The organism is Aminobacter sp. 01T433 (assembly GCF_056398585.1).
This window is the reverse complement of sequence record NZ_JBFTPR010000029.1, coordinates 20,773-39,951: the sequence shown is the minus strand read 5'-3', so window position 1 is coordinate 39,951 and position 19,179 is coordinate 20,773. Positions and strand designations below refer to the sequence as shown.

At 60.6% G+C, this 19,179-nt stretch carries 37 protein-coding genes; 20 read left to right on the top strand and 17 right to left on the bottom strand.

Going from position 1 to position 19,179, the window contains the following annotated elements; genetic code table 11:
- The 17 genes from AC1DLV_RS28605 to AC1DLV_RS28525 form a co-directional block, all read right to left on the bottom strand.
- A partial coding sequence (locus AC1DLV_RS28605; RefSeq protein WP_476836318.1) for a hypothetical protein occupies nt 1-260 on the bottom strand: 260 nt, incomplete at its 3' end.
- A gap of 86 nt (nt 261-346) precedes the next feature.
- Nucleotides 347-577 carry a hypothetical protein gene (locus AC1DLV_RS28600; protein ID WP_476803411.1) on the bottom strand — a complete coding sequence of 77 codons (231 nt, stop codon included), beginning with the start codon at nt 575-577 and terminating at the stop codon, nt 347-349.
- The gene (locus AC1DLV_RS28595; protein WP_476803410.1) at nt 574-912 is read right to left on the bottom strand and encodes a hypothetical protein; all 339 of its coding nucleotides are present in this window, start codon (nt 910-912) and stop codon (nt 574-576) included. The genes AC1DLV_RS28600 and AC1DLV_RS28595 overlap by 4 nt, the downstream gene beginning before the upstream one ends.
- 103 nt (nt 913-1,015) lie before the next feature.
- Complete coding sequence (locus AC1DLV_RS28590; protein WP_476803409.1) at nt 1,016-1,423, bottom strand: nuclease domain-containing protein; 408 nt, start codon at nt 1,421-1,423, stop codon at nt 1,016-1,018.
- Entirely contained in the window at nt 1,423-2,355 is a 933-nt protein-coding gene (locus AC1DLV_RS28585) for a phage Gp37/Gp68 family protein (RefSeq protein WP_476803408.1), read from the bottom strand. The genes AC1DLV_RS28590 and AC1DLV_RS28585 overlap by 1 nt, the downstream gene beginning before the upstream one ends.
- Nucleotides 2,355-3,758, bottom strand: coding sequence for an AAA family ATPase (locus AC1DLV_RS28580; protein ID WP_476803407.1), 1,404 nt, complete (start codon nt 3,756-3,758; stop codon nt 2,355-2,357). The genes AC1DLV_RS28585 and AC1DLV_RS28580 overlap by 1 nt, the downstream gene beginning before the upstream one ends.
- 2 nt (nt 3,759-3,760) lie before the next feature.
- Complete coding sequence (locus AC1DLV_RS28575) at nt 3,761-4,750, bottom strand: PD-(D/E)XK nuclease-like domain-containing protein (protein WP_476803406.1); 990 nt, start codon at nt 4,748-4,750, stop codon at nt 3,761-3,763.
- Complete coding sequence (locus AC1DLV_RS28570; RefSeq protein WP_476803405.1) at nt 4,747-5,034, bottom strand: hypothetical protein; 288 nt, start codon at nt 5,032-5,034, stop codon at nt 4,747-4,749. Before AC1DLV_RS28570 ends, AC1DLV_RS28575 begins: the two co-directional genes overlap by 4 nt.
- Nucleotides 5,031-5,189: a hypothetical protein gene (locus tag AC1DLV_RS28565; RefSeq protein WP_476836317.1), complete on the bottom strand. Its 159-nt coding sequence runs from the start codon at nt 5,187-5,189 to the stop codon at nt 5,031-5,033. The genes AC1DLV_RS28570 and AC1DLV_RS28565 overlap by 4 nt, the downstream gene beginning before the upstream one ends.
- Before the next feature lie 94 nt (nt 5,190-5,283).
- Entirely contained in the window at nt 5,284-5,676 is a 393-nt protein-coding gene (locus AC1DLV_RS28560) for a hypothetical protein (protein ID WP_476803404.1), read from the bottom strand.
- 97 nt (nt 5,677-5,773) lie between these two features.
- Nucleotides 5,774-6,211 carry a hypothetical protein gene (locus AC1DLV_RS28555; protein WP_476803403.1) on the bottom strand — a complete coding sequence of 146 codons (438 nt, stop codon included), beginning with the start codon at nt 6,209-6,211 and terminating at the stop codon, nt 5,774-5,776.
- Nucleotide 6,212: 1 nt separating this feature from the next.
- Nucleotides 6,213-6,434: a hypothetical protein gene (locus AC1DLV_RS28550; protein WP_476803402.1), complete on the bottom strand. Its 222-nt coding sequence runs from the start codon at nt 6,432-6,434 to the stop codon at nt 6,213-6,215.
- Nucleotides 6,434-6,721, bottom strand: coding sequence for a hypothetical protein (locus AC1DLV_RS28545; RefSeq protein ID WP_476803401.1), 288 nt, complete (start codon nt 6,719-6,721; stop codon nt 6,434-6,436). Before AC1DLV_RS28545 ends, AC1DLV_RS28550 begins: the two co-directional genes overlap by 1 nt.
- Before the next feature lie 725 nt (nt 6,722-7,446).
- Nucleotides 7,447-7,671 (bottom strand): hypothetical protein, encoded by a 225-nt coding sequence (locus AC1DLV_RS28540; RefSeq protein ID WP_476803400.1) that lies wholly within the window; start codon nt 7,669-7,671, stop codon nt 7,447-7,449.
- 19 nt (nt 7,672-7,690) lie between these two features.
- A complete protein-coding gene (locus AC1DLV_RS28535; RefSeq protein WP_476803399.1) occupies nt 7,691-8,002 on the bottom strand; it encodes a hypothetical protein in 312 nt (103 codons plus the stop codon).
- 53 nt (nt 8,003-8,055) lie between these two features.
- Nucleotides 8,056-8,340 carry an Arc family DNA-binding protein gene (locus AC1DLV_RS28530; RefSeq protein WP_476803398.1) on the bottom strand — a complete coding sequence of 95 codons (285 nt, stop codon included), beginning with the start codon at nt 8,338-8,340 and terminating at the stop codon, nt 8,056-8,058.
- A 388-nt stretch (nt 8,341-8,728) separates the two neighbouring features.
- Complete coding sequence (locus AC1DLV_RS28525) at nt 8,729-9,124, bottom strand: helix-turn-helix transcriptional regulator (protein WP_476803397.1); 396 nt, start codon at nt 9,122-9,124, stop codon at nt 8,729-8,731.
- Between the two features lie 96 nt (nt 9,125-9,220).
- On the opposite strand from AC1DLV_RS28525, the gene AC1DLV_RS28520 reads away from it, so the two are divergent.
- From AC1DLV_RS28520 to AC1DLV_RS28425, 20 genes are all read left to right on the top strand, one after another.
- Nucleotides 9,221-9,463: a helix-turn-helix domain-containing protein gene (locus tag AC1DLV_RS28520; protein ID WP_476803413.1), complete on the top strand. Its 243-nt coding sequence runs from the start codon at nt 9,221-9,223 to the stop codon at nt 9,461-9,463.
- Complete coding sequence (locus AC1DLV_RS28515; RefSeq protein ID WP_476803396.1) at nt 9,463-10,767, top strand: hypothetical protein; 1,305 nt, start codon at nt 9,463-9,465, stop codon at nt 10,765-10,767. The genes AC1DLV_RS28520 and AC1DLV_RS28515 overlap by 1 nt, the downstream gene beginning before the upstream one ends.
- The gene (locus AC1DLV_RS28510; RefSeq protein ID WP_476803395.1) at nt 10,764-11,012 is read left to right on the top strand and encodes a hypothetical protein; all 249 of its coding nucleotides are present in this window, start codon (nt 10,764-10,766) and stop codon (nt 11,010-11,012) included. The genes AC1DLV_RS28515 and AC1DLV_RS28510 overlap by 4 nt, the downstream gene beginning before the upstream one ends.
- On the top strand, nt 11,009-11,269 hold the full coding sequence (locus AC1DLV_RS28505; protein ID WP_476803394.1) for a hypothetical protein: 261 nt from the start codon (nt 11,009-11,011) through the stop codon (nt 11,267-11,269). The genes AC1DLV_RS28510 and AC1DLV_RS28505 overlap by 4 nt, the downstream gene beginning before the upstream one ends.
- The gene (locus AC1DLV_RS28500; protein ID WP_476803393.1) at nt 11,266-11,424 is read left to right on the top strand and encodes a hypothetical protein; all 159 of its coding nucleotides are present in this window, start codon (nt 11,266-11,268) and stop codon (nt 11,422-11,424) included. Before AC1DLV_RS28505 ends, AC1DLV_RS28500 begins: the two co-directional genes overlap by 4 nt.
- A 190-nt stretch (nt 11,425-11,614) precedes the next feature.
- Nucleotides 11,615-12,013, top strand: a complete 399-nt coding sequence (locus AC1DLV_RS28495; protein ID WP_476803392.1) for a hypothetical protein — start codon at nt 11,615-11,617, stop codon at nt 12,011-12,013.
- On the top strand, nt 12,000-12,158 hold the full coding sequence (locus tag AC1DLV_RS28490) for a hypothetical protein (RefSeq protein ID WP_476803391.1): 159 nt from the start codon (nt 12,000-12,002) through the stop codon (nt 12,156-12,158). The genes AC1DLV_RS28495 and AC1DLV_RS28490 overlap by 14 nt, the downstream gene beginning before the upstream one ends.
- Before the next feature lie 12 nt (nt 12,159-12,170).
- Nucleotides 12,171-12,407, top strand: a complete 237-nt coding sequence (locus AC1DLV_RS28485; RefSeq protein WP_476803390.1) for an acyl carrier protein — start codon at nt 12,171-12,173, stop codon at nt 12,405-12,407.
- Nucleotides 12,404-12,952 carry a ribosome modulation factor gene (locus tag AC1DLV_RS28480; RefSeq protein WP_476803389.1) on the top strand — a complete coding sequence of 183 codons (549 nt, stop codon included), beginning with the start codon at nt 12,404-12,406 and terminating at the stop codon, nt 12,950-12,952. Before AC1DLV_RS28485 ends, AC1DLV_RS28480 begins: the two co-directional genes overlap by 4 nt.
- Before the next feature lie 236 nt (nt 12,953-13,188).
- Nucleotides 13,189-14,028, top strand: a complete 840-nt coding sequence (locus tag AC1DLV_RS28475) for a DNA-methyltransferase (RefSeq protein ID WP_476803388.1) — start codon at nt 13,189-13,191, stop codon at nt 14,026-14,028.
- Nucleotides 14,028-14,594 (top strand): hypothetical protein, encoded by a 567-nt coding sequence (locus tag AC1DLV_RS28470; protein ID WP_476803387.1) that lies wholly within the window; start codon nt 14,028-14,030, stop codon nt 14,592-14,594. The genes AC1DLV_RS28475 and AC1DLV_RS28470 overlap by 1 nt, the downstream gene beginning before the upstream one ends.
- On the top strand, nt 14,591-15,361 hold the full coding sequence (locus AC1DLV_RS28465) for a hypothetical protein (RefSeq protein WP_476803386.1): 771 nt from the start codon (nt 14,591-14,593) through the stop codon (nt 15,359-15,361). The genes AC1DLV_RS28470 and AC1DLV_RS28465 overlap by 4 nt, the downstream gene beginning before the upstream one ends.
- Nucleotides 15,358-16,803: a replicative DNA helicase gene (locus AC1DLV_RS28460; protein WP_476803385.1), complete on the top strand. Its 1,446-nt coding sequence runs from the start codon at nt 15,358-15,360 to the stop codon at nt 16,801-16,803. Before AC1DLV_RS28465 ends, AC1DLV_RS28460 begins: the two co-directional genes overlap by 4 nt.
- A complete protein-coding gene (locus AC1DLV_RS28455; RefSeq protein ID WP_476803384.1) occupies nt 16,803-16,979 on the top strand; it encodes an NrdR family transcriptional regulator in 177 nt (58 codons plus the stop codon). Before AC1DLV_RS28460 ends, AC1DLV_RS28455 begins: the two co-directional genes overlap by 1 nt.
- Nucleotides 16,976-17,278: a hypothetical protein gene (locus AC1DLV_RS28450; RefSeq protein ID WP_476803383.1), complete on the top strand. Its 303-nt coding sequence runs from the start codon at nt 16,976-16,978 to the stop codon at nt 17,276-17,278. The genes AC1DLV_RS28455 and AC1DLV_RS28450 overlap by 4 nt, the downstream gene beginning before the upstream one ends.
- Nucleotides 17,275-17,577, top strand: a complete 303-nt coding sequence (locus AC1DLV_RS28445; RefSeq protein WP_476803382.1) for a hypothetical protein — start codon at nt 17,275-17,277, stop codon at nt 17,575-17,577. The genes AC1DLV_RS28450 and AC1DLV_RS28445 overlap by 4 nt, the downstream gene beginning before the upstream one ends.
- Nucleotides 17,574-17,921, top strand: coding sequence for a hypothetical protein (locus AC1DLV_RS28440; RefSeq protein WP_476803381.1), 348 nt, complete (start codon nt 17,574-17,576; stop codon nt 17,919-17,921). Before AC1DLV_RS28445 ends, AC1DLV_RS28440 begins: the two co-directional genes overlap by 4 nt.
- Entirely contained in the window at nt 17,918-18,109 is a 192-nt protein-coding gene (locus AC1DLV_RS28435) for a hypothetical protein (protein ID WP_476803380.1), read from the top strand. The genes AC1DLV_RS28440 and AC1DLV_RS28435 overlap by 4 nt, the downstream gene beginning before the upstream one ends.
- Nucleotides 18,106-18,543: a hypothetical protein gene (locus AC1DLV_RS28430; protein WP_476803379.1), complete on the top strand. Its 438-nt coding sequence runs from the start codon at nt 18,106-18,108 to the stop codon at nt 18,541-18,543. Before AC1DLV_RS28435 ends, AC1DLV_RS28430 begins: the two co-directional genes overlap by 4 nt.
- On the top strand, nt 18,540-19,178 hold the full coding sequence (locus AC1DLV_RS28425) for a hypothetical protein (protein ID WP_476803378.1): 639 nt from the start codon (nt 18,540-18,542) through the stop codon (nt 19,176-19,178). Before AC1DLV_RS28430 ends, AC1DLV_RS28425 begins: the two co-directional genes overlap by 4 nt.
- Nucleotide 19,179 lies beyond the last annotated feature (1 nt).

Below are 19,179 nucleotides of genomic sequence, written 5' to 3'. Positions count from 1 at the left end.
AAATCACCCGTCCGCATCACGCGCTCATGGCGCTGCCACTTCTCAGACAGATCGTAGATAGACGACGCCTTTCTAGCCGCCGAAATCATGGCGGGTGTCAACTTCAGCGCCTCGGTCTGCTCTCCCGGTACTCCTGCTGTGGAGGCGGCGAGGTAGGCTTTGATGGCGAAGCCCGCCTCAGCGAGGCCACCAATGCCTCGAGAGATTAGATCTCGTGCCGCCGCTTCCAGCCCCTTCGGGTCGAGCTTGTCTATGGTCATGGACGTGTCGGGCCTAGGCGCTGGATGCTGGCACGAACCGTCGCAATAGCCGACATGCTGGCAAACGCAATCATTGAGGACGGCCATCAGAAATCGTCTCCATTGCGGGGATTTTCACGATCCATGCGGCGGTCTTCGTCGCGAATGTCGCGCTGGTCGTCGGGATCAGGCTGGCTTTCTTCCCATGGGCAGCAGCCGGTTTCTTCCTCAAGCTCGCAACTGCGGCGTGAATACGCGCCACAGAACGGGCAGAGCGTGTCGCTGTGGTCATCGTCGGGAGACGCCAACTTCCAATCGTCGTAGCCGGGGATGGTCATGGACGTGAGCCCTCTGCTTTGGCGATGGCGGCGCGCGCCTCTGTAAGCGCGTTGAATTCTTCAGGGGTGGTGTCGTGGCACCCCATGGCGGCAACGAGCGTATTCAGCGCCGCCAGCAGCTCTGGCGCGGAGGAGATCAGATGGGCGTTGGCCTTCTGCTCATCGGGCGTGATGAACCTAGCGCCGGGTTCAAGGAGCCTGTCGTCCTGCTGGACCATAGCAATGCAGGACCATTCGTAGGTCTTGAGGCCTTCCTGCACGATCCACAGGCCATCCTTTGCGCCCATTGGGTCTTCAACGGACCACGGTCCAGGCGTATGCATCTGCTGTGTCATCTCGTCCTCGCGTCTATCTGCGCGAACAGCGACCGAGCGGCTGGCACTGGTAGCTTGCCGGATGCCTTGGTCTGACGTTCTGCGGATTTTGTGGATTGGCGGGTCATGGGCGCTCGCTCCGTTGCCGGTCGAATGGCCTGGACGGGATCGGCTTTGACTGCCACGTCGTTTTCTTCTTCCGGCGGGTCTTGGGCTTGCCAGATGGTTTCAGGTCAGCAGGGACGACGATCAGCCCGGCGTCGATCCAATAGCGCTGGGTGCGCTGCAATGCCCGGAAGCTGTAGAAAAGCTCGTCCTCTTTCGAGAGCCGGTGCTGATCGATCGCTTCGTGACAGGCGTAGCAGCCAAAGGCGGCGTGCCAGTCGTCAGACTTGTTGCCGACGCCCTTGACCTCGGAAGGCAGGTGGCAGAGCACCGTCGTCTCGGGGTTGTGGTTGCAGACGCCGGGTATGGCGAACGCGCAGTTCTTGCCCTTGGCGCTGGCGCGGAGCTTGGCGGAGATGATGCCCATCACGCCACCTCCGGCCGAGCGTTGTGCTCGACGCTATCGAGAAGGCGACCGCTGCGCGCCCTACCAATCTTGGCCATGGGCGTTCCGCCGTCGGGCCACCGTTCGGCGTTCGATATCTCTCTCGTCGAGCCGTCTCCGAATTGCCAGTGTGACGGGCCCGAACGGTCTGACGCCGCTGAATAGACCCACTCGCCATTTTGTTTGTGGTGATATGCAACTCCGGCAGTGGCGCACTGGTCGCGGAGACTGCGATACCAGTCCGGGTGCGACAGGCGCGCCTTGTGGCCGCCTTGGTCCGTCTCGCCGCCGGTAATGACCCAATCTTCCTGAAGCGCGTTGTCAGGGGCGGGCTGCAAGTAGAGTTCAAGCGGTCCGAGCAGCGGCTCGCACGACAGGAACGTAAACGCTGGGCCAAGATAGCCTTTGGCCTGCGCCAGATGCGGGCGGTTGATATCGGCGCGCTTCTGATCCTCGACAGTCGTGCCGATCGCGGCATTGCCCGGCAGATAGCGCGCGCCGTTTCCTGCAACGGCACCATGCGACTGCACCATCTTCACGATGTTCTGTGGACGCTTGGTGAGCAGAAGCCAGACCAGATGCGGTGTGGCTCGGATCAGTTCGAACAGGTCTTCGCGCCATTCCGCCGGCACCTGATTGTCGAACACGTCGGCAAGGCTCGAGCAGAACACGAACGGGCGCGTTCCTTCCGCCGCCGCCTTCTTATTCCAGCGAATGGGCTGATGCCAGTTGCCGGCCGATGTCCGAACGCGGGTGCCATTGCCTTGCCCAGGCGCGCCCCACTGGACGCGGCCATAGCGCTTATCCATCAGCGCTTCGGCATAACAGCCGTCGCACGCTGGCGAGACCTTGGTGCAGCCAATCCACGGATTGAACGTATGGTCACACCAGCTAATTGCGGTGATCTCGCCCATCAGAGCAGCCCCTCCAGATACTTGCGCGCCGCATCGGCGCCGAGCTCGCCCTTCGCAACCTTGTCAGCCGTGTTGAGGCAGGCGCGCACAAAGTCTTGCTTGGCCGGCATCGCCGACTTCCACCACTCCTTCATCTCCTCGAGCAGGTCGCGCCGCTCGTTGACGGACAGGGCAGGGTCGGTCGCCGTCTGCATGAATGCCTTGAGGCAGTCTTGCGGCGAGTAGGTAGGTTCGGAGGCCGGCGACGCGTCAGGACGATCCTGCGCCTCAATGTCGCCAGCCCCCGCTTCGTCCTCGCGGACGGTCTGGTCGGCAGCGGGACCGGTTGAGGGGTCAGCGGCCCCGCTGCCAGCGTCTGACGGGGGAACTTCGTCAGACGGTTCTTGTTCGGTCGAAGGCTTGCGGCCGAGCGTGTCGGTCACATGGCCAAGGCTGAAACCTTCCTGGGTGTCTGCGCCACGTTCGCCATTTGCGGCCTTGGCCGCTGCCAGCCTGTCGGACGGGTCACCGCCCCCGGCTTCATTGATATCGGCCTTCAACTGGTCGGATGCGCTGGCGATCGACTTGAAGGTGTCTTTCATGCCTTCCAGCTTAGTTTTGCGGGGGCCAAGGCCCTTCCACCATTCCAAAAGCGCGGCCATGCCCTTGTTTGCAGCAAGCAGCCCTTCGCGTTTTGAGGCTTCAAGTTCCTGATCGACCGCCACTCCCTGATCGCTCCACTGTGCGACCGATAAACCGACGTTGGTGGTGATTTTCTTGCCGGCCGGAAATGCAGCCTCCAGATCGCCGGGGCATTTCTGGATGATGGGAACATGCGTCCCCTCGGCCAACATCATGGAGACGGTCATCTCATAGATGAACATTTTCTCCTGAACGACGACGAAGCCCTCGTTGACGATCTCGGTCTTGCCGTTCTGGCCCTTGACCTGAACGACCTTTTCCTTGACCCGGCAGCAGAAGATGAGGTGAGCGCGCGTCTGCAAAAGCTCGTTCATGAGCTTCTTGTGGCCAGCCTTCGGCTTTGCCCAGCAATGGAGGCCCGACCGCTTGGTGGCCTGTTCGATGGCATCGGCCTGTTCCAGAACGCCGCCGGTGCCTTCCCACTCGTGAGAAATGCTGTCGATGATGATGGCCCTGTATCCGGCGTCCTCAAACGCCCTGATCGCCTCGACGTAGCGATGCGCGGTAAATGGTGGGTCGAGGTCGATCACGTCGAAACCGCCACCGACTTCGGCATAGAACCGCGACCGTTTGTTCTCTGTGTCGATGAAACCAATCTTGCCCTCTGGGCCGACAAGCCCGCGCGCATACAGGATGGCGGAATACGTCTTGCCGGAACCGGACGGCCCGGCGATCGACGTCAGGGTGAAGGTCTTTTCGCGAACCGCGCGTTCGATTTTCATAGCTATGCTGCCTCAGCCGGGATGGACGGTTCGTTGTCGATTTGCTTTTCGAGGAAGTCAGACGGCGAGGCGGTGAGGCCACAGCCGTAATAGGTCGGCCATTCGCCGCGCTCGAAGCACTCAGCGAAGATGTTCAGCGCCGCCCGGTTCTGTCGCTGGCCGAGCCAGACATACTGATTGTCCAGCGGCTTGATGTTGTAGGCATAGGGCCGCTTCGGCTCGATGAAGAGCAGGACGTGATCGGTGACGCGGACGTTGGTGATTGCTTCCAAGGCCGTGCTGATCAGCCCCATCTGCATGTGGTAGCCGTATTTCTTGATCGCCGTCAGGCAACCGCGCTCGCTGGCGTCCGCCGTGGTTTTGAGGTCGGCGACGACGGTATCCGTCGGAATGCAGTCGGGCCGCGCCTTGACCCAGACACCAGTGCGATCCCGATAGATGATGCTGCGCTCAACTCGCCCGTCGAGATGATCGCGGAAGGTCCGGTCGTTCGCGACACGGTTGGCCATGCCTTCGATCTGTTCCAGCGCATCGCGGCGCAGAACCGACTTGCCGGCCTTGATCGTCTCGTCACGCCACTCCCGAGCCGCCTTGGTTTTGAAGTCGGGGAACTCGTCGGGGAGGATCGCGAAGTTCTCCCAGAAGCTAGACTCGCCCAAGAGAAGGGTGTGGACGGCCTGGCCAAGGCTGAAATGGTCCTTCGGCTCTTTGTCCGCGCGATCCGGGTTGAGATAGCTGTTGTCCCAGTATTTCATCGGGCAACCGTCAGGCGGGGCGATCTCACGCAATCCGCTCGACGAAATCGACGGGCCGCCGCAACAATCGCTGTGGTACACCTCGATTGGCAGGCCCGAGTAGATGCCGGGCTTGGTGATCATACCGCCGTTCCAGCGGATATCGCCGCGCAGGTCGGCCATGACCTTCAATGAAGCCTGACCGACGGAAACGATGCCGTCGACGTCATTGTCGAGTGCGTAGGTTTGGTCGGTCATGCTGCGGTCCTTTCGAAATTGTGGGATTGGCGAAATTCCTCGCACCAGGCCGAAACCCGGGTCAGGGCGGCGCACTGCCAGTTGCCCGGCTTGGCCAGTTCGGAAAGCTTGGTGGCGACGCTGCGCAGAAAGGCTTGCGGGTCGTGGCTGGCCTTGGCGCGTTCTGCGATCTCGCGGAGGTATGCGTCGGAGCAGATGCATCCGGCAGAACCGCCCGGAGGGCAATCAAGGTGCTCAGGGGCGCGAAGGTCGCCGATGAAGTCGATGAGGTGGCTGTAGCTCATGACGCTTCCTCGGCCTTGGAGAGCGAGGCGCTTGCAAGCCGGTGGATTTGCGCAAGGATTGTGTCGCAGTCTTTGCGTGAGTGGACGATGGTCCGCCTGTGGCTCATGAACGCGATCAGCTTCAAAAGCGTGGTCTGGTCTAATGGGCGCTTCACGGCAAAAACCTCTCAGCCTGGAAGACGAGCGCCGCAAACAGCAGGGCGTACCCAACGCGTTCGAACGGCCCGAGTGAGTTCACGAGGCGGGACATCAGGCCGACTTTCGCTGGTCGGTGATGACGTTTTCCGACAGACGTTTCATCGTCGAGATCAGCGGGTTGACGAATTCAACCTCGATGTTGTTCTGGCGGCCAAGGTCGATGGCCGAACCGAGCGCGGCCATGAACTCGTTCAAGCGGGTTTCATCCGGGCTAGGCAGGGCCGCCACGAAGGCGTCGGCCTCATCAAGCATGGTGCTGATATTGGCGTTGTTGAACCACTTGTAGTGGTTGTCGTATCGGCTCTTGAGATTGTCCCAAGTCAGATAGACGCTGGGCTGGACATTGGCGCTCAGTTTGCAATGGGCATCAGGATTCCGCAGGCCCTTGGCCATCATTGCCTTGGCAATTGCGTTGATGCGGGTTCGGATCGCGTTCGTTTCCATCGGGCAAAGCTCCCTCAGAGGAATTGTCCCGCGACCAGCGCCACAACAAGCGCGACCGCGAAGGTGAAATCGAAAGGGTCGGGGAGGCGGCAGGACATCAGGCGGCCCGCCGCGAAAAACGGCGCTGGCGACGCGCTTCAAGCTCTTCCGCATCGCGCCACGTGCCGTAGTCTTCGTAGGCTTCGGAGAGTTCATTGGCGGCGAGGCGATTGAGCGGAACCAGCGTGTCCAGCGCGCCGGGGCGATACTTGGTGCAGTGGGCCGGGTAGTTCGCGGCCAGCGCGATTCCGAACTCACAGCCCTTGTTGAGGGCGTCCCTCAGGCCGAGCGCACGCTGGGAATGATAGGTCGCCGTGGTCCAGTACGCCGGCTTGCCAGCGAAGAACGCCTCAAGGGCATGCTCGCGGCTGACGCTGTCGTTGTTCCGGTAGAGCTCGACCGCAGCATTGAGCCGGCGAAGGCCTTCACGTGGCGACGTCTCGGTCTGGGCGAGCGTGTCGGCCAAGAGGCGGACCTGTTTGGTGAGGGCGTTCATCTCAGCGGCCCTCCGCCACGAACACGCGCTCAGGCTGGCATGTCGCCCAGAACTCATCGCGGTACTGACCAACATCGAGGTTGCGCGCTTCGGCGTATGCCTCCGTCAGAGCTTCGAAACTCGCGGTGCCACGTCCGAGGAGGTACGCCTTCCGGCCATCCGCCTGGATGGCGCGGAGAACCTGTGCGACGGCGAGGTCGGCTTTTGAGAGTTCGGAGGCCATTATGCAGCCTCCGACAGTTCAAACTGGAAATGGCGCGGGCTGTAGCCCATCTCGGAAAGGCGCTGCGGAGAGCGGCGCTCGACCATCTTGGCATAGTCGCGGACCATCGAAGCGCTCGGCTTACCGTTCCCGCTGTAGCGCTTCTTGTCGGCCTTAATCAGCTTCACGAAGCAGTCGGCGCCGATGACACCGTGCGTGTTGGTGCGGACGCCGTGGATCAGGTGCTTGCCGCAATGCTCGCAATTGTCGGGCTGGTCGTAACCGCTGATGCAAATGATAGTTGCCATCGTAGTTCCCTCGGTTTCCACCAGATCGGCGCGGGGCGCTTCTTCGTGGTGGCGATATGTGAGGGATAATATGCGCAAACGGATAAGTGTCAACAAAGAAAATGCGCAAACGGATAAAATTGTTGCGTTGACGGATAACCGAGCCTAAAAGAAAAGCCCCGGCGGGATGATCCGACCGGGGCGTGCGACAAAAAAGCAATGAGATAAGTCAGCGATTATGTATCATTCGAGCATGATCTGCACAACCAAAAAGCCCGTCGCACGGCGCGAAATTCGCAAAATCTTGCGTCTGCTCGGAGGTTCCCGGCAAGATGTTGCGTATCGAGTGCTAAAAGCGGCGGTCTTCTCGGGCGTTGTCCCGCCAGCTCCGATCATCCGGCGCATGAACTCCCCCACGGTTGCCGATTCCCGATCTGGATCGGATAGTCACGGCGGGTCTTCCCTCGAAAGAGGTTCAACCGCCCGAATGCTGATGCGAGCTGAGGGATAACCGGAACACACAAACCCGTCGCGTTCGATTGCCAGCCATAGCGATTGAAGCGACACCTTCAATAAGGGGCTACGCCAGTCTGTTCCGATCCACATTGGACGGCGCGGACCAGTAGCGGGGCAGGGGTTGGCCACCTACCGAAAGGTGAACGGCATTCCGGCTAACTCGTGATTGAAAGCATCCTGCCCGGTTTCGCGGCTCGCCTTGTGGCGGGGGCAGTAAGCGAAGGGGGAAGCTATGCCTTAAACCGCTTGCCCCTCAACGAGACCGGCTTTAGCGCTTCGGCACTCTTATGCGCCAGTGTCATCGCCTCGATCCAAGCGCCCGTCTTAATCGGGATCTCGTCCAGATTGTTCAGCCAAGCGTCGACCAGAGAGACATCGCATTCGAGCGCCTGCGCCAGCGCGTTAGGCGTCCATCGTATGATTTCCAGGCATTCAGAAAGGCGTTCCGGGGTCATTCCCAAGCCCTCCGCGGAGCTACAGCCATCCCATATCTGAAAGCATACTGCGAAAGCGCCGGCACGCCTCGTTACGGCCATGCTCAGAAGCCCATTCTTTCAGTTGCTTTTTTGAGAACGCGTCCGCCTCTTTGACGGTATTGGCGGATGCCGCGCTTCGCTGGCCCAAGACAAAGGCAGACGCCTCCGGGGTGATCGGTATGCGGCATTCCCTCGCAATATTTACGAGCGCGATGTTGTCTTGGACGTGCTTTGAGACGAAGGCGTTTGCGCTCCACGAGATCAACGAAGCGGCGGTGACGACGCCAATCCAGATGACAATCTTGCGCACAAATCTTCTCCCCAAGATTTACATATCCAGCATCGTTCAGATCGGGGCCATCTTCAAGGCTGCGTCTTCCTGCCGCTCGGTTTCTTTCGGCGGTTCTTGGCGAGGATCCGCGCGGCCGCAATCAACGTAGCCTGGTCTTCATCGTCAAGTGACGCGAGAAATGGCGACAGAATCTCTGCCAGCTGGAGCACGGCATCGTCGGGGCCAAACGAACGCTCAAGCCGCTTCACGATTTCATCGTTCAGGCTCTTGCCGCCACGGTCTACCGCAGCCTGCAGATCGTCTTTGAGACGCTCGGGCATACGAACATGAAAGCTAGGCGATGTTGGCGAAGACATGCCCGACTTATGGCCGAAAGGTGGTGGGCCTGAAATAGTTCCAGAAACGCAGATGTGGAACCAACGATCCCCGCTATTCACAAGCGGTCGCTAAAGTTTAAGCGGTTCTATTAACCTGTCTGGCCGGTGTATCCACCATTCTTGGTTGACAGGACGTTTAGGTAGATGTTCCTATTTCGTTCTAGGGCAAGGAGCAATAATTTTGATCCAGCAATTTACCGAACACGTGGCGTCGCGACTGGCATATGGCGAGCAGGGGAAATCATGATCACATACGAGCCATGCGAGCGGACGCGAAACGAGGACACTATTCAGGCACTTAGAGAAATAACAGGAATATGGCCGCTAAGCCCTGCAAGCCGGGTGGAGACGGCGGCCGCAGTGATCATTAGCGCGATGACTGAGATTCATGGCGGGGAGTGGCGGATGCAGATTGATCATCAGGCGGGGCTTGTAATGGTTGTACGCCATTGACCACCTGGAAGCCTGTTATGGCGGAGAGTAGCACCGTCACGTTATCCGGCTTCAATCCATCTATGCGCTCTAGTAGCCGACGAATTTCGTCGGGGTCGCGTATTTTATCTTCGCCCGCCTTTGGGTCGGCAGCGTCCCCGACATACTGGCTGTAGGTCGCATTGATTGCGTCCCGCCGATGGCCCTCCGGTTCTGAGCCCGACAGCCATCGGTTCACCGTGGACTGAGAAACCTCAAAGACCTCGGCGACCTTCTGCTGTGTCCAGCCGGCCGCCTTCATGATCGCGCGAATTTTCTCTTCCATTGTCATGCTGGGGACGCTGCCATGATCGGCGGATAAACGAAAATCCGCTTGCGCATAAATTTATGCTTGCAAACTATCCGTTTGCGCATAATATGCGTGCTTATGAGCGCAATACGACACATCCGCCGCGAGATATTCCAAGTCACGCAAGCCGAGTTCGCCTCTTTGGCGGGCGTCACGCAAGCAAGCGTGTCCCGATGGGAAGCCGGCGGCGCTCCGTCTCTCGACGAGATGCAGGCCATTCGTAGGGCTGCTGCTGACCGCGGCATCGACTGGAATGATGCGTTGTTTTTCGAAGTCCCATCTGAGCAGTGCGCCGCCCCCACTTCGGAGGCCGCCGCGTGATGATCTCCTACGACGATGTCAAGTCCGGCAAGGCGGCTATGCCTGTTGCGGTAGCAGCGGTCGCCAAGGAAATCGGCGCGCTCCCTGCCATGGTGAAGGCCGCCGCTGCGAAGCTGGCAAGCGCTACCACGGCTGCGGAAGTCCTTGACGCCAAGGATGCGGCTGCACTGGTCTATGACGCATCGAAGCGTGCCGCGCGCATGGCCAAGGCCAAGAAAGCCCATGACGATCTGATCGCCGCCGCACACCGTGCGCAGGCCGATGCGCTCGACATCGAAGCTGCCGCCAAGCGCCGGCTTGCCGATGAATATGATGGTGGCCAGGAGCGGGGAGAGATCGTCGCTAGCGGTGACACCCTCAAGCGCGGCCCCGGTGTTCCACAAGAGAACGCCGGGAAGGCGACCGCCGCTGAAGTCGGCATCACCCGTAAGGAAGTCCATGAAGCTCGCCGGGTTCGCAATGCCGAGCAGGCACAGCCGGGTGTTGTTCGTGAAGCTCTCGATAAGGCGCTGCACGAAGGCAAAGAGCCTTCGCGCGCCCTGGTTAATACAGCCGTGGCGAAAGCCCTTGGCGAAACCAAGCCAATTGATGCTCGCAGCGATGAAGATCGCGAACTCTATAACTTGCAGAACGCATGGGACGCCGCGCGCGAAATAGTTCGTGGCCGGTTCCTCAAAGGAAATTCCCTCGGCATGGCGTCCGAAGGGATGGACCACAGCGCAGAAGGCGCCAACGCAGGAGAGGGCCATGTAGATCGCAGCGCATTGCGCGCAAGCAGCGCCGTGCAATTCGGCGCAACCAATTCGCCCGATGGGGCAGAGTTCCAAGCGAAAATCAATGAAGATGCGTGCGCGGTAGGGCAGGATGCCCGTGCAGAGGAGAAATCCAAAGCGCCAGGCGGTGCGGAGTTGGTGAGTAGGGGGGTCGGCGACCGAGCACCGACTACAACGACTGAGAATGGCCGTGACAGCGTGGAGAGACACGCAACCAATTCGCAGATCGTGCCGACTAGTCCTCGGCAAGTTGATGTGTCCAGTCCTCGCATCAACTCCTCGCTGGCCGCGCGCGACGACGATGCAAGCGCGGCAATAAATTCCAATTCGGCGCCTTCCACCCCCAAGGTGACCGAACAGGCCGGAGTGACGGCCGCTCCCCCCGTCACTCCGGCCGCTCCCCCCAAAGAACCCAAGCTGAACCCGGACTGCCAAAAGGCGGCGCGTGGGGAAGCATGCTTCCTGTCTCATTCAGCGGCCTCTTGCTCGAAATGCGCCAGCGCGGCGACCAAGGCGAGGAAGACGGCATGAAGTTCGAAGCTCTCAACGCCTCGGTTGCTTGGCACCGCGCCTTGGCCCGTCGTGAGGCGAGCCCGACTGTGCGCCGGCTGAGGCTGGTGGTTGCTGCGCCGATCGATGTCAGGGAAATGCCTTCCGGCCTGCGCGCCTACACCAAGATCATCGTGAACAGGTCGGGCACTGGTGTCGATGCCAGCAGCGTCGTTCATCACGAGATCAGCCTCCCGTTCGTTTCGATACTCGGGAGGGGCGCATGAGCGTTGCCCGCGCCGCGACTGGCGACCGGACCACACGTCTGTATCGCTATTTTCAGCAGAACGACGGCTGGCTTGATCGGGACCGCATCATGCATTGGACCGGGTTTCCGAGCCCGAAGGCGCAACCGATCCTGGCTTATGTCGAGTTTCACAATGCGCTCGATCATTTGAACCGCCTTCTGGCCAAGTCCGGCTCGGTTATCGCCGGTGGCCTTGAGACAGGTGAGAAATATCATCTCGAAAGGATTCAGCCATGACCTGGCTGATCGCGTCATCTGCGTTCGCAATCGGCGTCTTCGCAGGACGGGCCTACTCGCGCCGTGAGATCCGATTGGTCAAGGCCGAGGCGCTTGAGCTTCTGACGGCGCGGTACTCGATCGATCTGACCCCGGACGAGATCGGGGGCGCCTGATGCAAATGGGCAGTCATCATTCGCGGGCTTCGGCCGGCTCACCGACCACAACGGCAACATCAACTGGACCTGACCAGAAGCTTGGCGGCGCATGGTTCGATCCTTTCATGGACTTGGTTCTGGACTACTCCGAAGGGACACCACGTCTCGTCGGCTACCCACGGGTCGAAAATAACCGTGGGGCACCGCAATGGAACGAAAAAGCTTTTCCAAATCCGACAACAGTTTTGTCGAGGGCAGCATGACTACCGAAGCGTTGAGTGAAGCGCGTACCTTTCTGGAAACTCTGCACGATGCAGAATTTCGGGGCCGGAAGGATACCGATGGCGCGGCGCGTTACCGCCTCGCGAGCAGATTAGGCATCAAGGAAAACTATCTCTTCCGCCTCCAATACCGCGCGGCAGAGATGAAGGACGTCGCTGGCGAGGTCTATCGCCGGCTCAAGCTCGCTCACGACCAGTTCTGTGAGCGCAACGAAGCTGCAGCCGCCCGACACAGGGCCGAGCGGTTGAATCTAAAGGCAATTCGAAATGCGGACACTGAACAGCCTGTGCAAGCGGGCCGCAGAGAGAACGATGCTCGAAATTGAACGGATGCGGCACCAGCCGGTGCGAGGGGTGGCCTGGGCCTCAGTGGGTGCCGCTGCGGCGATCCTCGTCGCGGTCTGGGCCTACGACGCCAGCGGATCGGCGATGAACCAGCGACCAACAATCCAGCGCGCCACGGCGTACTGAGAGGAGAACGACATGAGCAGCACATTCGAACGAGTGAAGCAGATTTGCGTGAGCGTCCTGTGCCTCGACGCTGAGAAAGTGACGGAGGCTTCGACCTTCATCGACGACCTGGGCGCGGACAGCCTCGACACGGTCGAGTTGGTCATGGCGCTCGAAGAAGAATTCGAGGTGACGATCGATGACGGCGATGCAGAGCAATGCCTGACGGTCGGCGATGCGGTGAACCACCTCGAAAGGATCACAGCATGACCACGGCGGGCCACAACAGCGAGTTGAGCGTCGGCGAACAGCGCGCGCTCATGTTTCACCATTTCAATCTGATCGAAGCGCAGAAGGGCATCGTCAAGGCGGCCCAGGACGCGCTCAAGAAGCTGAAGAAAACGGCCAAAGCCGACAAGGTCGTCATGGCCGATCTCGACTACATGGCCCGGTGCGCGGCGCTCGAAGACCCCGGTATCGTGCCGGCCGAAATCCTCCGCCGGGCCGAGATTGCATCCTGGTTCGCGCTCCCGGTCAACTTCCAGCCCAACATGTTCGACGACCGGACGCCGCTCGAAGATCGTGCATTCGAGGAAGGCAAGGTTGCCGGCCTACAGGCCAAGGCACCCGAAGCACCATACGACGCCGCATCGGCCGCCGGGCAGAAGTGGCTTCAGGGTTGGCACGAAGGCCAGCGCATCATGCGCGAAGACCTCCAGTCGGCCATGGAAAAGCGGAACTCTGCCAAGCCGGGCGACGAGCTGATCCAGGCGAGCGACGACGGCGACCCGTTCGAAGATCGGAAGGCCGCGTAGCTGGCCTTCGTCAAAGCCCACACCGAAATCAAGCCGGCATAACCCAACAGGGGGCAGCTATGAAGATTGACCAACCTAGCATGTGGGACGATTGCGAAGCATGGCCGGCTTGCCGGTGCGTCATGGCATGTGCCGACGAGCCCCGGTCAAGATGGGCGGTGCCCTCCGGCGTCGTTCTGTGCCTCGTCGTCTGGGCTGCAATTCTCGGCGGGCTCTGGCTGGTGGTGGGTGCGTGAATGGAACGCGAGTACGATCCAGCCGACGACGCCCGCAAGAGCTACGACGCGGCCATAGAGGCTAAGCGGCTGCGTGGTGATACGCACGATTGGGAAGGTCGCCCATGGAAGCGCATAGAGCAAATTGGCGACTGCCGGTTGATCCTGGGCAACGCCATGGAGGTCCTCCCGACGCTCCCGCGCGCTGATCTGATCGTCTCAGACGTTCCGTATCCGCTCACCACCGGCGGCGTCTCCAAGTCTTCCAAGACCATGTCGGGCATATTCGCGGCACACAATTACGCGAACGACGGCCAATTGATCATGGCGACCGTGCCATTCCCTAAGATGATGGCGGCGCTCTATGGCGCGCTCGCGGCCGACGCCGATTGCTACATCATGTCAAACGACAAGAACGTGCACCCGCTCACGGATGCGGCCTTTGAGGCCGGCTTCAAGCTCCACAATCTTCTGGCTTGGGACAAGGTAACCCCGACTGCCAACCGCTGGTACATGAAGAACCTTGAGTTCACGCTGTACCTTTGGAAGGGCAGGGCGCGGACCATCAACGATCCGTCCTCCAAGCAGCTTTTGCGCGGCGGGATCGACAAGGTGTCGGGCCACCCGACCGAGAAGCCGATCCATCTCATGGCTGAGTATGTCCGCAACTCGTCACAGATCGGCGAAACGGTTCTCGACCCATTCATGGGCTCGGCCTCGACCGGTGTCGCCTGCGTTCATCTCGGGCGGAAATTCACAGGCATCGAGATCCATGAGCCGTTCTTCGAAATGGCTGTTCAGCGCATTCGGGCTGCATACGAGCGCCCCGACATGTTTTCGGCAGCGTGGGAGGCCGCATAATGCTGATCCTGGCCTTCGACCAATCCATTTCGCGCACCGGCTGGTGCCTTTACGAACCGCCATCGCATTCCTCGATGCTCATCGGCTCGTTCACGTCCCGCCCTGAGACCAACATGGGGACGGAAGAAAAGGCCGCGATCTTCTGCGACGAGATCGAAAAGCTGTTCCGGGCCCACAAGCCGCAGTTCGTCGTCTGGGAGGCCGCGACCGAGATCATCCGGTCCTATCCCAAGCAGGGCAAGACCGACCTCATTGGCGAGCAGAAGGTGCAAGGCGTCACGGTGACCGCCGACCAGCTCATCCTTCGCGACATCCAAGGCCATATCCGCCACGCGGCGCGGGCGCGGCGCATCGCTTATGAGGCCGTGAACCCGAAGACCTGGCGCGCGGCGATCCTGAAGAACGGCAACCTTGGCCGCGACGATGCGAAGAAGAAGGCCCGCGAGTTCTGCCAGATGCTCCGCATCCCGGTGAAGAACGATGACCAAGCCGAAGCGGTGTGCATCGCCTTGTGGGGAGCGTCGAGCCAGACGTTCAAGATGATGAACGCGAGGGCGGCAGCGTGACAGCCTTCGCGAAGGAATCTGATCTCTGCCAAGTGTTCATCACGGCACTTCCTGATGAATGGACCGCCTATCCTGAGACGGGCGGGTTCGACATCCTGCTTGCTCGCGCCACCGACGGTTTTCAGATCGGTGTTGAGGCAAAGCTGAAACTCAATGCCAAGGTGATTTGTCAGGCGGCTGAACAGGTCAGCTACTCCCATGTCGACCGTCCGGGGCCGGATTGCCGCGCCGTCTTAATACCGGAAGGTGTCAGCATGGAGTTGGCGGCTCTGTGTCCTCGCCTCGGTCTTTCCGTGATTCGGGTCACGCCTGAGGAAGATTTCGGCTATGCGGATTTGAAACGGCCACCCCATTTCCACCCCCAATTGCCGCGGATCGACTCCCAGTGGGATGGAAGCACATGGTTTGAGCTTTGTCCGACATCGCGTCTGAAATTGCCTGAGTGGGTGCCCGACGTCCGGGCCGGTGAAAGCGCTCCGTTGGCTCTCACGGACTGGAAGGTCCGCGCGATCAAGATCGTCATCACCTTGGAACGACGCGGTTTTGTCACCCGTCAGGATTTCGCTCACTTCAAGATTTCGATGTCGCGCTGGACGCAAGAAAGGTGGCTCAGCCAAGACGGCAAGGGTGCCTGGATAGGTGGCCGACATCTTCCAAACTTCAAAGCACAGCATCCGGTCAATTTCCCTCAGATCGAAGCCGAATACGAAAAATGGCGCAATCCGGTCGAGCCGGTGCGGGCCGCCAAGCAGGGAGCACTGCTGTGAACGCTCATCCTGGCTCATTCCGCGAAGCTCTCCCCGATGCCCTTGAGGCGGAGGAAGCCTTGCTTGGCAGCATCTTCATCTCGAACGATTCCTACTGGCGCGTGGCTGGATTCCTGAAGCCCCTGCATTTCCGTGACCGGCTTAATGGGCTGGTCTTCGAAATAGTCGGGACAATGATTACCGAGGGCAGGGCGGCTAATCCTGTGACCGTCCGACAATACCTGCCGGCTGACCCCGACGACGGCGGCCCGACGGTTTCGGCCTATCTCGCGCACCTGATGGCAAATGCGATCACGGTGATCAATGCCTACGACTATGGCTTGGCCATCGTAGAGACATGGATGCGTCGCACCGGAATTGGACGGCTCGAGGACGGCATAGCCCTACTGCGGGAGATGCCGGCGAACATGACGCCCGGCAAGGTTTTTGCAGAAGTCGGCAGCAGCCTCGATGAGCTTGCCCAGGTCGACGAGAGCAAGGAAGGCGCAGTAGCTCACGCCGTCGACGGCATCCTCGAAAGCATGAGTTCCAACGAAGGCAAGCCGACGATCCCGTTCGCGCTCGACCAGCTTCGCGAGATCATGGGCGGCGATATGGAGGCAGGGAATCTCTACGGCATGCTTTCGTCATCCGGCGAAGGCAAGACCAGCCTGGCGCTGCAGATCGTCGACTATGCGGCCTCGCGCGGACACCCTGCCGTGTTGCTGTCTTATGACCAGTCCGAACAGCAGTGCGTCGATCAGATCGCGTCGCAACGTACCGGTATCGAGAACACGCGCATTCGCAACCGGACAATGAATGAGCGCGAGATGACGGCCTATATGGACGCGCTCGCGGCGATCAAGAAACTGCCCCTGTACATCCGCAAGTGCAGTAGCTCGACCGACGGTTCGGCCCAGCTATCGGCCTACGTCCGCAGTCTCCACGGCAGGCGGTTGAAGCGGGCAGGCAAGCCGGCGCTCATCGTCCTCGACCACTCGCGCAAGGTGAAGCCGAAGAACGAAAACGCCCACGAGGGGCGCATCGCCGCGGAAACGAACGGCGTGTTCAAGCAGGTCGCCAGTGATCTCGGCCTGGTGTGGTTCAACCTCATGCAGCGCAGCTCGTTCGGAACGAAGCGCAAGAACCCGCGCCCGATCGACAGCGACATCTACGGCGGCGAGTCGGGCCGCGAGGACTACGACGGCGTGTTCTATCTCTACCGGGCGCACAAATACCTCAAGGCCCAACTCGCCACGGCTGAGAGCGAGAAGGCCGAGGCCGAGATCCGGGCCCGATACGCCAAGGAGAAATGGGAAGACGATCACGCTGAGGTCGGGGCGCTGAAGGCGCGATTTGCGGACCCGTCCCGCTTCTTCCGCCTCCGGTTCGAGAAAGAATTCACGCGCTACGTGTCGCTGCGGACTGAAGGCGATCCGGCATTTGATGGGATGGGCTTCTGATGGCCAAGAAACCCACAGGCCTCCACTGTCCATCATGCGGCAAGCGCAAGCTGATGACGGTCGACACCCGCCCGACCTATGGCGGCATCCGTCGGCGCAAGGGCTGCAATCAATGCGGCTTCCGCTTCTCCACCATTGAGACAATCGCCAAGATCAGGAACGGGAATAAGGCATGAGCGCGCCCCGACTATCCAAGGACGCCGAAAGGCAAATGCGGCTGGTGCAGAAGATTGGTGAGGTTGCCGCGGCTTTCGGCTGGCAGGCAGGCGTCGGTGCCATGGAACTCGCTGGCCAGATCGTCTCTGTCCTCTATGCCCATCCCGAGCATATCGACCGGTTCATGGCCGATGGCGCCGCGCTTTTCCATGATGGGACGCTCAACGTTGAGAACGGGTGTCTCACCTTCCTTGCCGGCAACGGCTCGATTAACTCGCCCGCCGAACTGCGGAAGGCCAAGGGAGCGCACACCCAATGACCGAGATACCAGCAGATATCGAGAAGACGGCACGCGACATCATGGACAACGCCTGCCTTGGCGAGCCTTGGTGCACGAATGGCGTCGTCAAAGCCCTCACGAGCGATATCACCCACGCGCTTTTGGCCGAGCGAGAAGCATGCGCGAAGATCGCCCACGACCGCCGCATCGCATGGCTCAATGCTGCCCAAGCTCGCCGAGAAGCGGCCTTTTCGTTGCCGACAAGCTTCCAAACCGAACGTGCTGGCGAGGCTGAATTCATCGCCGCTGCTATCCGCTCAGAGAGGGCAGGGGAATGAGCACGATCAAGCCATGGCGGGCCAAGCAATTCGCAACCGGGTATTCGGCGGAGTATCTGCCGGCCGGACAGCGCAGCTGGCGCATAGTGAAATCGGCGGGGAACGTCGTGGTCTTCCGCAGCATGCGGGAGGCGATCGCGGGGGCGGAGAACGCATACCTGCGGCTCCTTGAGCCAACGATAAGGGCGACGCTGCCCGTCAACCCGGACAGGCTGTCAGCCAAGCTGAGCGACGAGGCTGAAAACTGGCTCCGTTCGAAGCGTGAAGACGTCCAGAAGCGCGAGACCTTGCATCGGCCTGGCAAGAAACCGTTGATCGTATTGCCGGGGAGGGTTCGCGCATGAGCGAACAAAAGCCGACGGCCGACCTCGCCATGGCTGCTAAGGCCTTGCTGGATGCCGTCACCTTCGATGACTGCGGCATGATGATCGCCGGCAAGTTCCAGGGCGGGAATGGCGGGCTGATATCGCGAGAGACAATCCAGAAGGCCGACGCACTTCGGCGCGTCCTGAACCGGGAGGAGCCGGCTTGATCGATCCCCGCGTCCAAGCCCTGTGCGACGAATTCTCAGTCGAGATCATCCCGGCGCATCGCTATCCCGAGATTGGCCAGACGCGGGCGGTAAAGACGATCCTGCGCATCATCCGTCGTCATGGCGAGGAACATGCTCGCTGGGTGCTGCGCACGCTGGTCGAGACCTCAAACAACAAGGCCATGATCGACGAAACCGGGCTATGGGCGGCATCGGACCTCGTCCTAGCCTATTGGGCCGATCTGCAGGCCGATCCTGAGGCATGGTTTCAGGTGTGGGATGCTGTGCCTGTTGGCCGTCGCCAGTGGGAAATCCAGCAACGCCTAAGCGGGATCGTCAACCAGCGGGCCGCGCTCGTCGGTGTCGTGAGCCAGCACCTTTACCAGCGGTTCGACGCACCTCAACCCGAATTGCCATTGGAGCCCGGCCGATGACCGAATTGGAAATCACAGAGCGCCTTATCCTTGCCGTCGAGATCGAAGCCGCGGCTGGTCGTGCCAAAGTCGGCCCAGGTCGCGGGCCGGGCTACGTCCAGGCAATGGCACTGCCCTACGTCCATGATTGGGCGGATAAGAACGGATGGGGCAAGGAGCGTCTGAAGCAAGACGAGCGCGAGTTCCAGGATAGCGTTCACCGGAACCCGTCACCCGCCCAGATCAGCGAGGCTGAGGAGGCGTGGGGCTGGTATGCCCTGGTTGAGAATGAGGACCACCGATCGGCTTTGGCCGAGTGGGTTGGGTGCATGGCGGACAACAGACGCCGTTTCTTCAAGGACTGGTGCGCCAAACAGTGCATCTCGGAAAAGACCGGGCGGAAGCGAAAAGATGCCGCTATCACTCGAATTTTTGCACAACTGGTTCGAAGTGATGTGCAGGATTGCGATAACGGCTCCGGGGAGGGGTTGCTTGACGACCCCGAAACAGGGCATGTTGACGGCAGGATCGGAGACGCATGGCGAGGCGATCCCTACCACCTCAGAAATAGCAGCGGCGAAGACGACTTCTCTTGGCCAGCCAAGCGGAACGAGCGCCGACGCCAGCAGGAAGCACAGCGGCGGAAGGCAGCATAAA

Bases quoted from the DNA above. Each gene is read 5' to 3' on its own strand.
- AC1DLV_RS28600 (WP_476803411.1), bottom strand. From the start codon at position 577: ATGACCATCCCCGGCTACGACGATTGGAAGTTGGCGTCTCCCGACGAT.
- AC1DLV_RS28595 (WP_476803410.1), bottom strand. From the start codon at position 912: ATGACACAGCAGATGCATACGCCTGGACCGTGGTCCGTTGAAGACCCA.
- AC1DLV_RS28590 (WP_476803409.1), bottom strand. From the start codon at position 1,423: ATGGGCATCATCTCCGCCAAGCTCCGCGCCAGCGCCAAGGGCAAGAAC.
- AC1DLV_RS28585 (WP_476803408.1), bottom strand. From the start codon at position 2,355: ATGGGCGAGATCACCGCAATTAGCTGGTGTGACCATACGTTCAATCCG.
- AC1DLV_RS28580 (WP_476803407.1), bottom strand. From the start codon at position 3,758: ATGAAAATCGAACGCGCGGTTCGCGAAAAGACCTTCACCCTGACGTCG.
- AC1DLV_RS28575 (WP_476803406.1), bottom strand. From the start codon at position 4,750: ATGACCGACCAAACCTACGCACTCGACAATGACGTCGACGGCATCGTT.
- AC1DLV_RS28570 (WP_476803405.1), bottom strand. From the start codon at position 5,034: ATGAGCTACAGCCACCTCATCGACTTCATCGGCGACCTTCGCGCCCCT.
- AC1DLV_RS28560 (WP_476803404.1), bottom strand. From the start codon at position 5,676: ATGGAAACGAACGCGATCCGAACCCGCATCAACGCAATTGCCAAGGCA.
- AC1DLV_RS28555 (WP_476803403.1), bottom strand. From the start codon at position 6,211: ATGAACGCCCTCACCAAACAGGTCCGCCTCTTGGCCGACACGCTCGCC.
- AC1DLV_RS28550 (WP_476803402.1), bottom strand. From the start codon at position 6,434: ATGGCCTCCGAACTCTCAAAAGCCGACCTCGCCGTCGCACAGGTTCTC.
- AC1DLV_RS28545 (WP_476803401.1), bottom strand. From the start codon at position 6,721: ATGGCAACTATCATTTGCATCAGCGGTTACGACCAGCCCGACAATTGC.
- AC1DLV_RS28540 (WP_476803400.1), bottom strand. From the start codon at position 7,671: ATGACCCCGGAACGCCTTTCTGAATGCCTGGAAATCATACGATGGACG.
- AC1DLV_RS28530 (WP_476803398.1), bottom strand. From the start codon at position 8,340: ATGTCTTCGCCAACATCGCCTAGCTTTCATGTTCGTATGCCCGAGCGT.
- AC1DLV_RS28525 (WP_476803397.1), bottom strand. From the start codon at position 9,124: ATGACAATGGAAGAGAAAATTCGCGCGATCATGAAGGCGGCCGGCTGG.
- AC1DLV_RS28520 (WP_476803413.1), top strand. From the start codon at position 9,221: ATGAGCGCAATACGACACATCCGCCGCGAGATATTCCAAGTCACGCAA.
- AC1DLV_RS28515 (WP_476803396.1), top strand. From the start codon at position 9,463: ATGATCTCCTACGACGATGTCAAGTCCGGCAAGGCGGCTATGCCTGTT.
- AC1DLV_RS28510 (WP_476803395.1), top strand. From the start codon at position 10,764: ATGAAGTTCGAAGCTCTCAACGCCTCGGTTGCTTGGCACCGCGCCTTG.
- AC1DLV_RS28505 (WP_476803394.1), top strand. From the start codon at position 11,009: ATGAGCGTTGCCCGCGCCGCGACTGGCGACCGGACCACACGTCTGTAT.
- AC1DLV_RS28500 (WP_476803393.1), top strand. From the start codon at position 11,266: ATGACCTGGCTGATCGCGTCATCTGCGTTCGCAATCGGCGTCTTCGCA.
- AC1DLV_RS28495 (WP_476803392.1), top strand. From the start codon at position 11,615: ATGGAACGAAAAAGCTTTTCCAAATCCGACAACAGTTTTGTCGAGGGC.
- AC1DLV_RS28490 (WP_476803391.1), top strand. From the start codon at position 12,000: ATGCTCGAAATTGAACGGATGCGGCACCAGCCGGTGCGAGGGGTGGCC.
- AC1DLV_RS28485 (WP_476803390.1), top strand. From the start codon at position 12,171: ATGAGCAGCACATTCGAACGAGTGAAGCAGATTTGCGTGAGCGTCCTG.
- AC1DLV_RS28480 (WP_476803389.1), top strand. From the start codon at position 12,404: ATGACCACGGCGGGCCACAACAGCGAGTTGAGCGTCGGCGAACAGCGC.
- AC1DLV_RS28475 (WP_476803388.1), top strand. From the start codon at position 13,189: ATGGAACGCGAGTACGATCCAGCCGACGACGCCCGCAAGAGCTACGAC.
- AC1DLV_RS28470 (WP_476803387.1), top strand. From the start codon at position 14,028: ATGCTGATCCTGGCCTTCGACCAATCCATTTCGCGCACCGGCTGGTGC.
- AC1DLV_RS28455 (WP_476803384.1), top strand. From the start codon at position 16,803: ATGGCCAAGAAACCCACAGGCCTCCACTGTCCATCATGCGGCAAGCGC.
- AC1DLV_RS28450 (WP_476803383.1), top strand. From the start codon at position 16,976: ATGAGCGCGCCCCGACTATCCAAGGACGCCGAAAGGCAAATGCGGCTG.
- AC1DLV_RS28445 (WP_476803382.1), top strand. From the start codon at position 17,275: ATGACCGAGATACCAGCAGATATCGAGAAGACGGCACGCGACATCATG.
- AC1DLV_RS28440 (WP_476803381.1), top strand. From the start codon at position 17,574: ATGAGCACGATCAAGCCATGGCGGGCCAAGCAATTCGCAACCGGGTAT.
- AC1DLV_RS28435 (WP_476803380.1), top strand. From the start codon at position 17,918: ATGAGCGAACAAAAGCCGACGGCCGACCTCGCCATGGCTGCTAAGGCC.
- AC1DLV_RS28425 (WP_476803378.1), top strand. From the start codon at position 18,540: ATGACCGAATTGGAAATCACAGAGCGCCTTATCCTTGCCGTCGAGATC.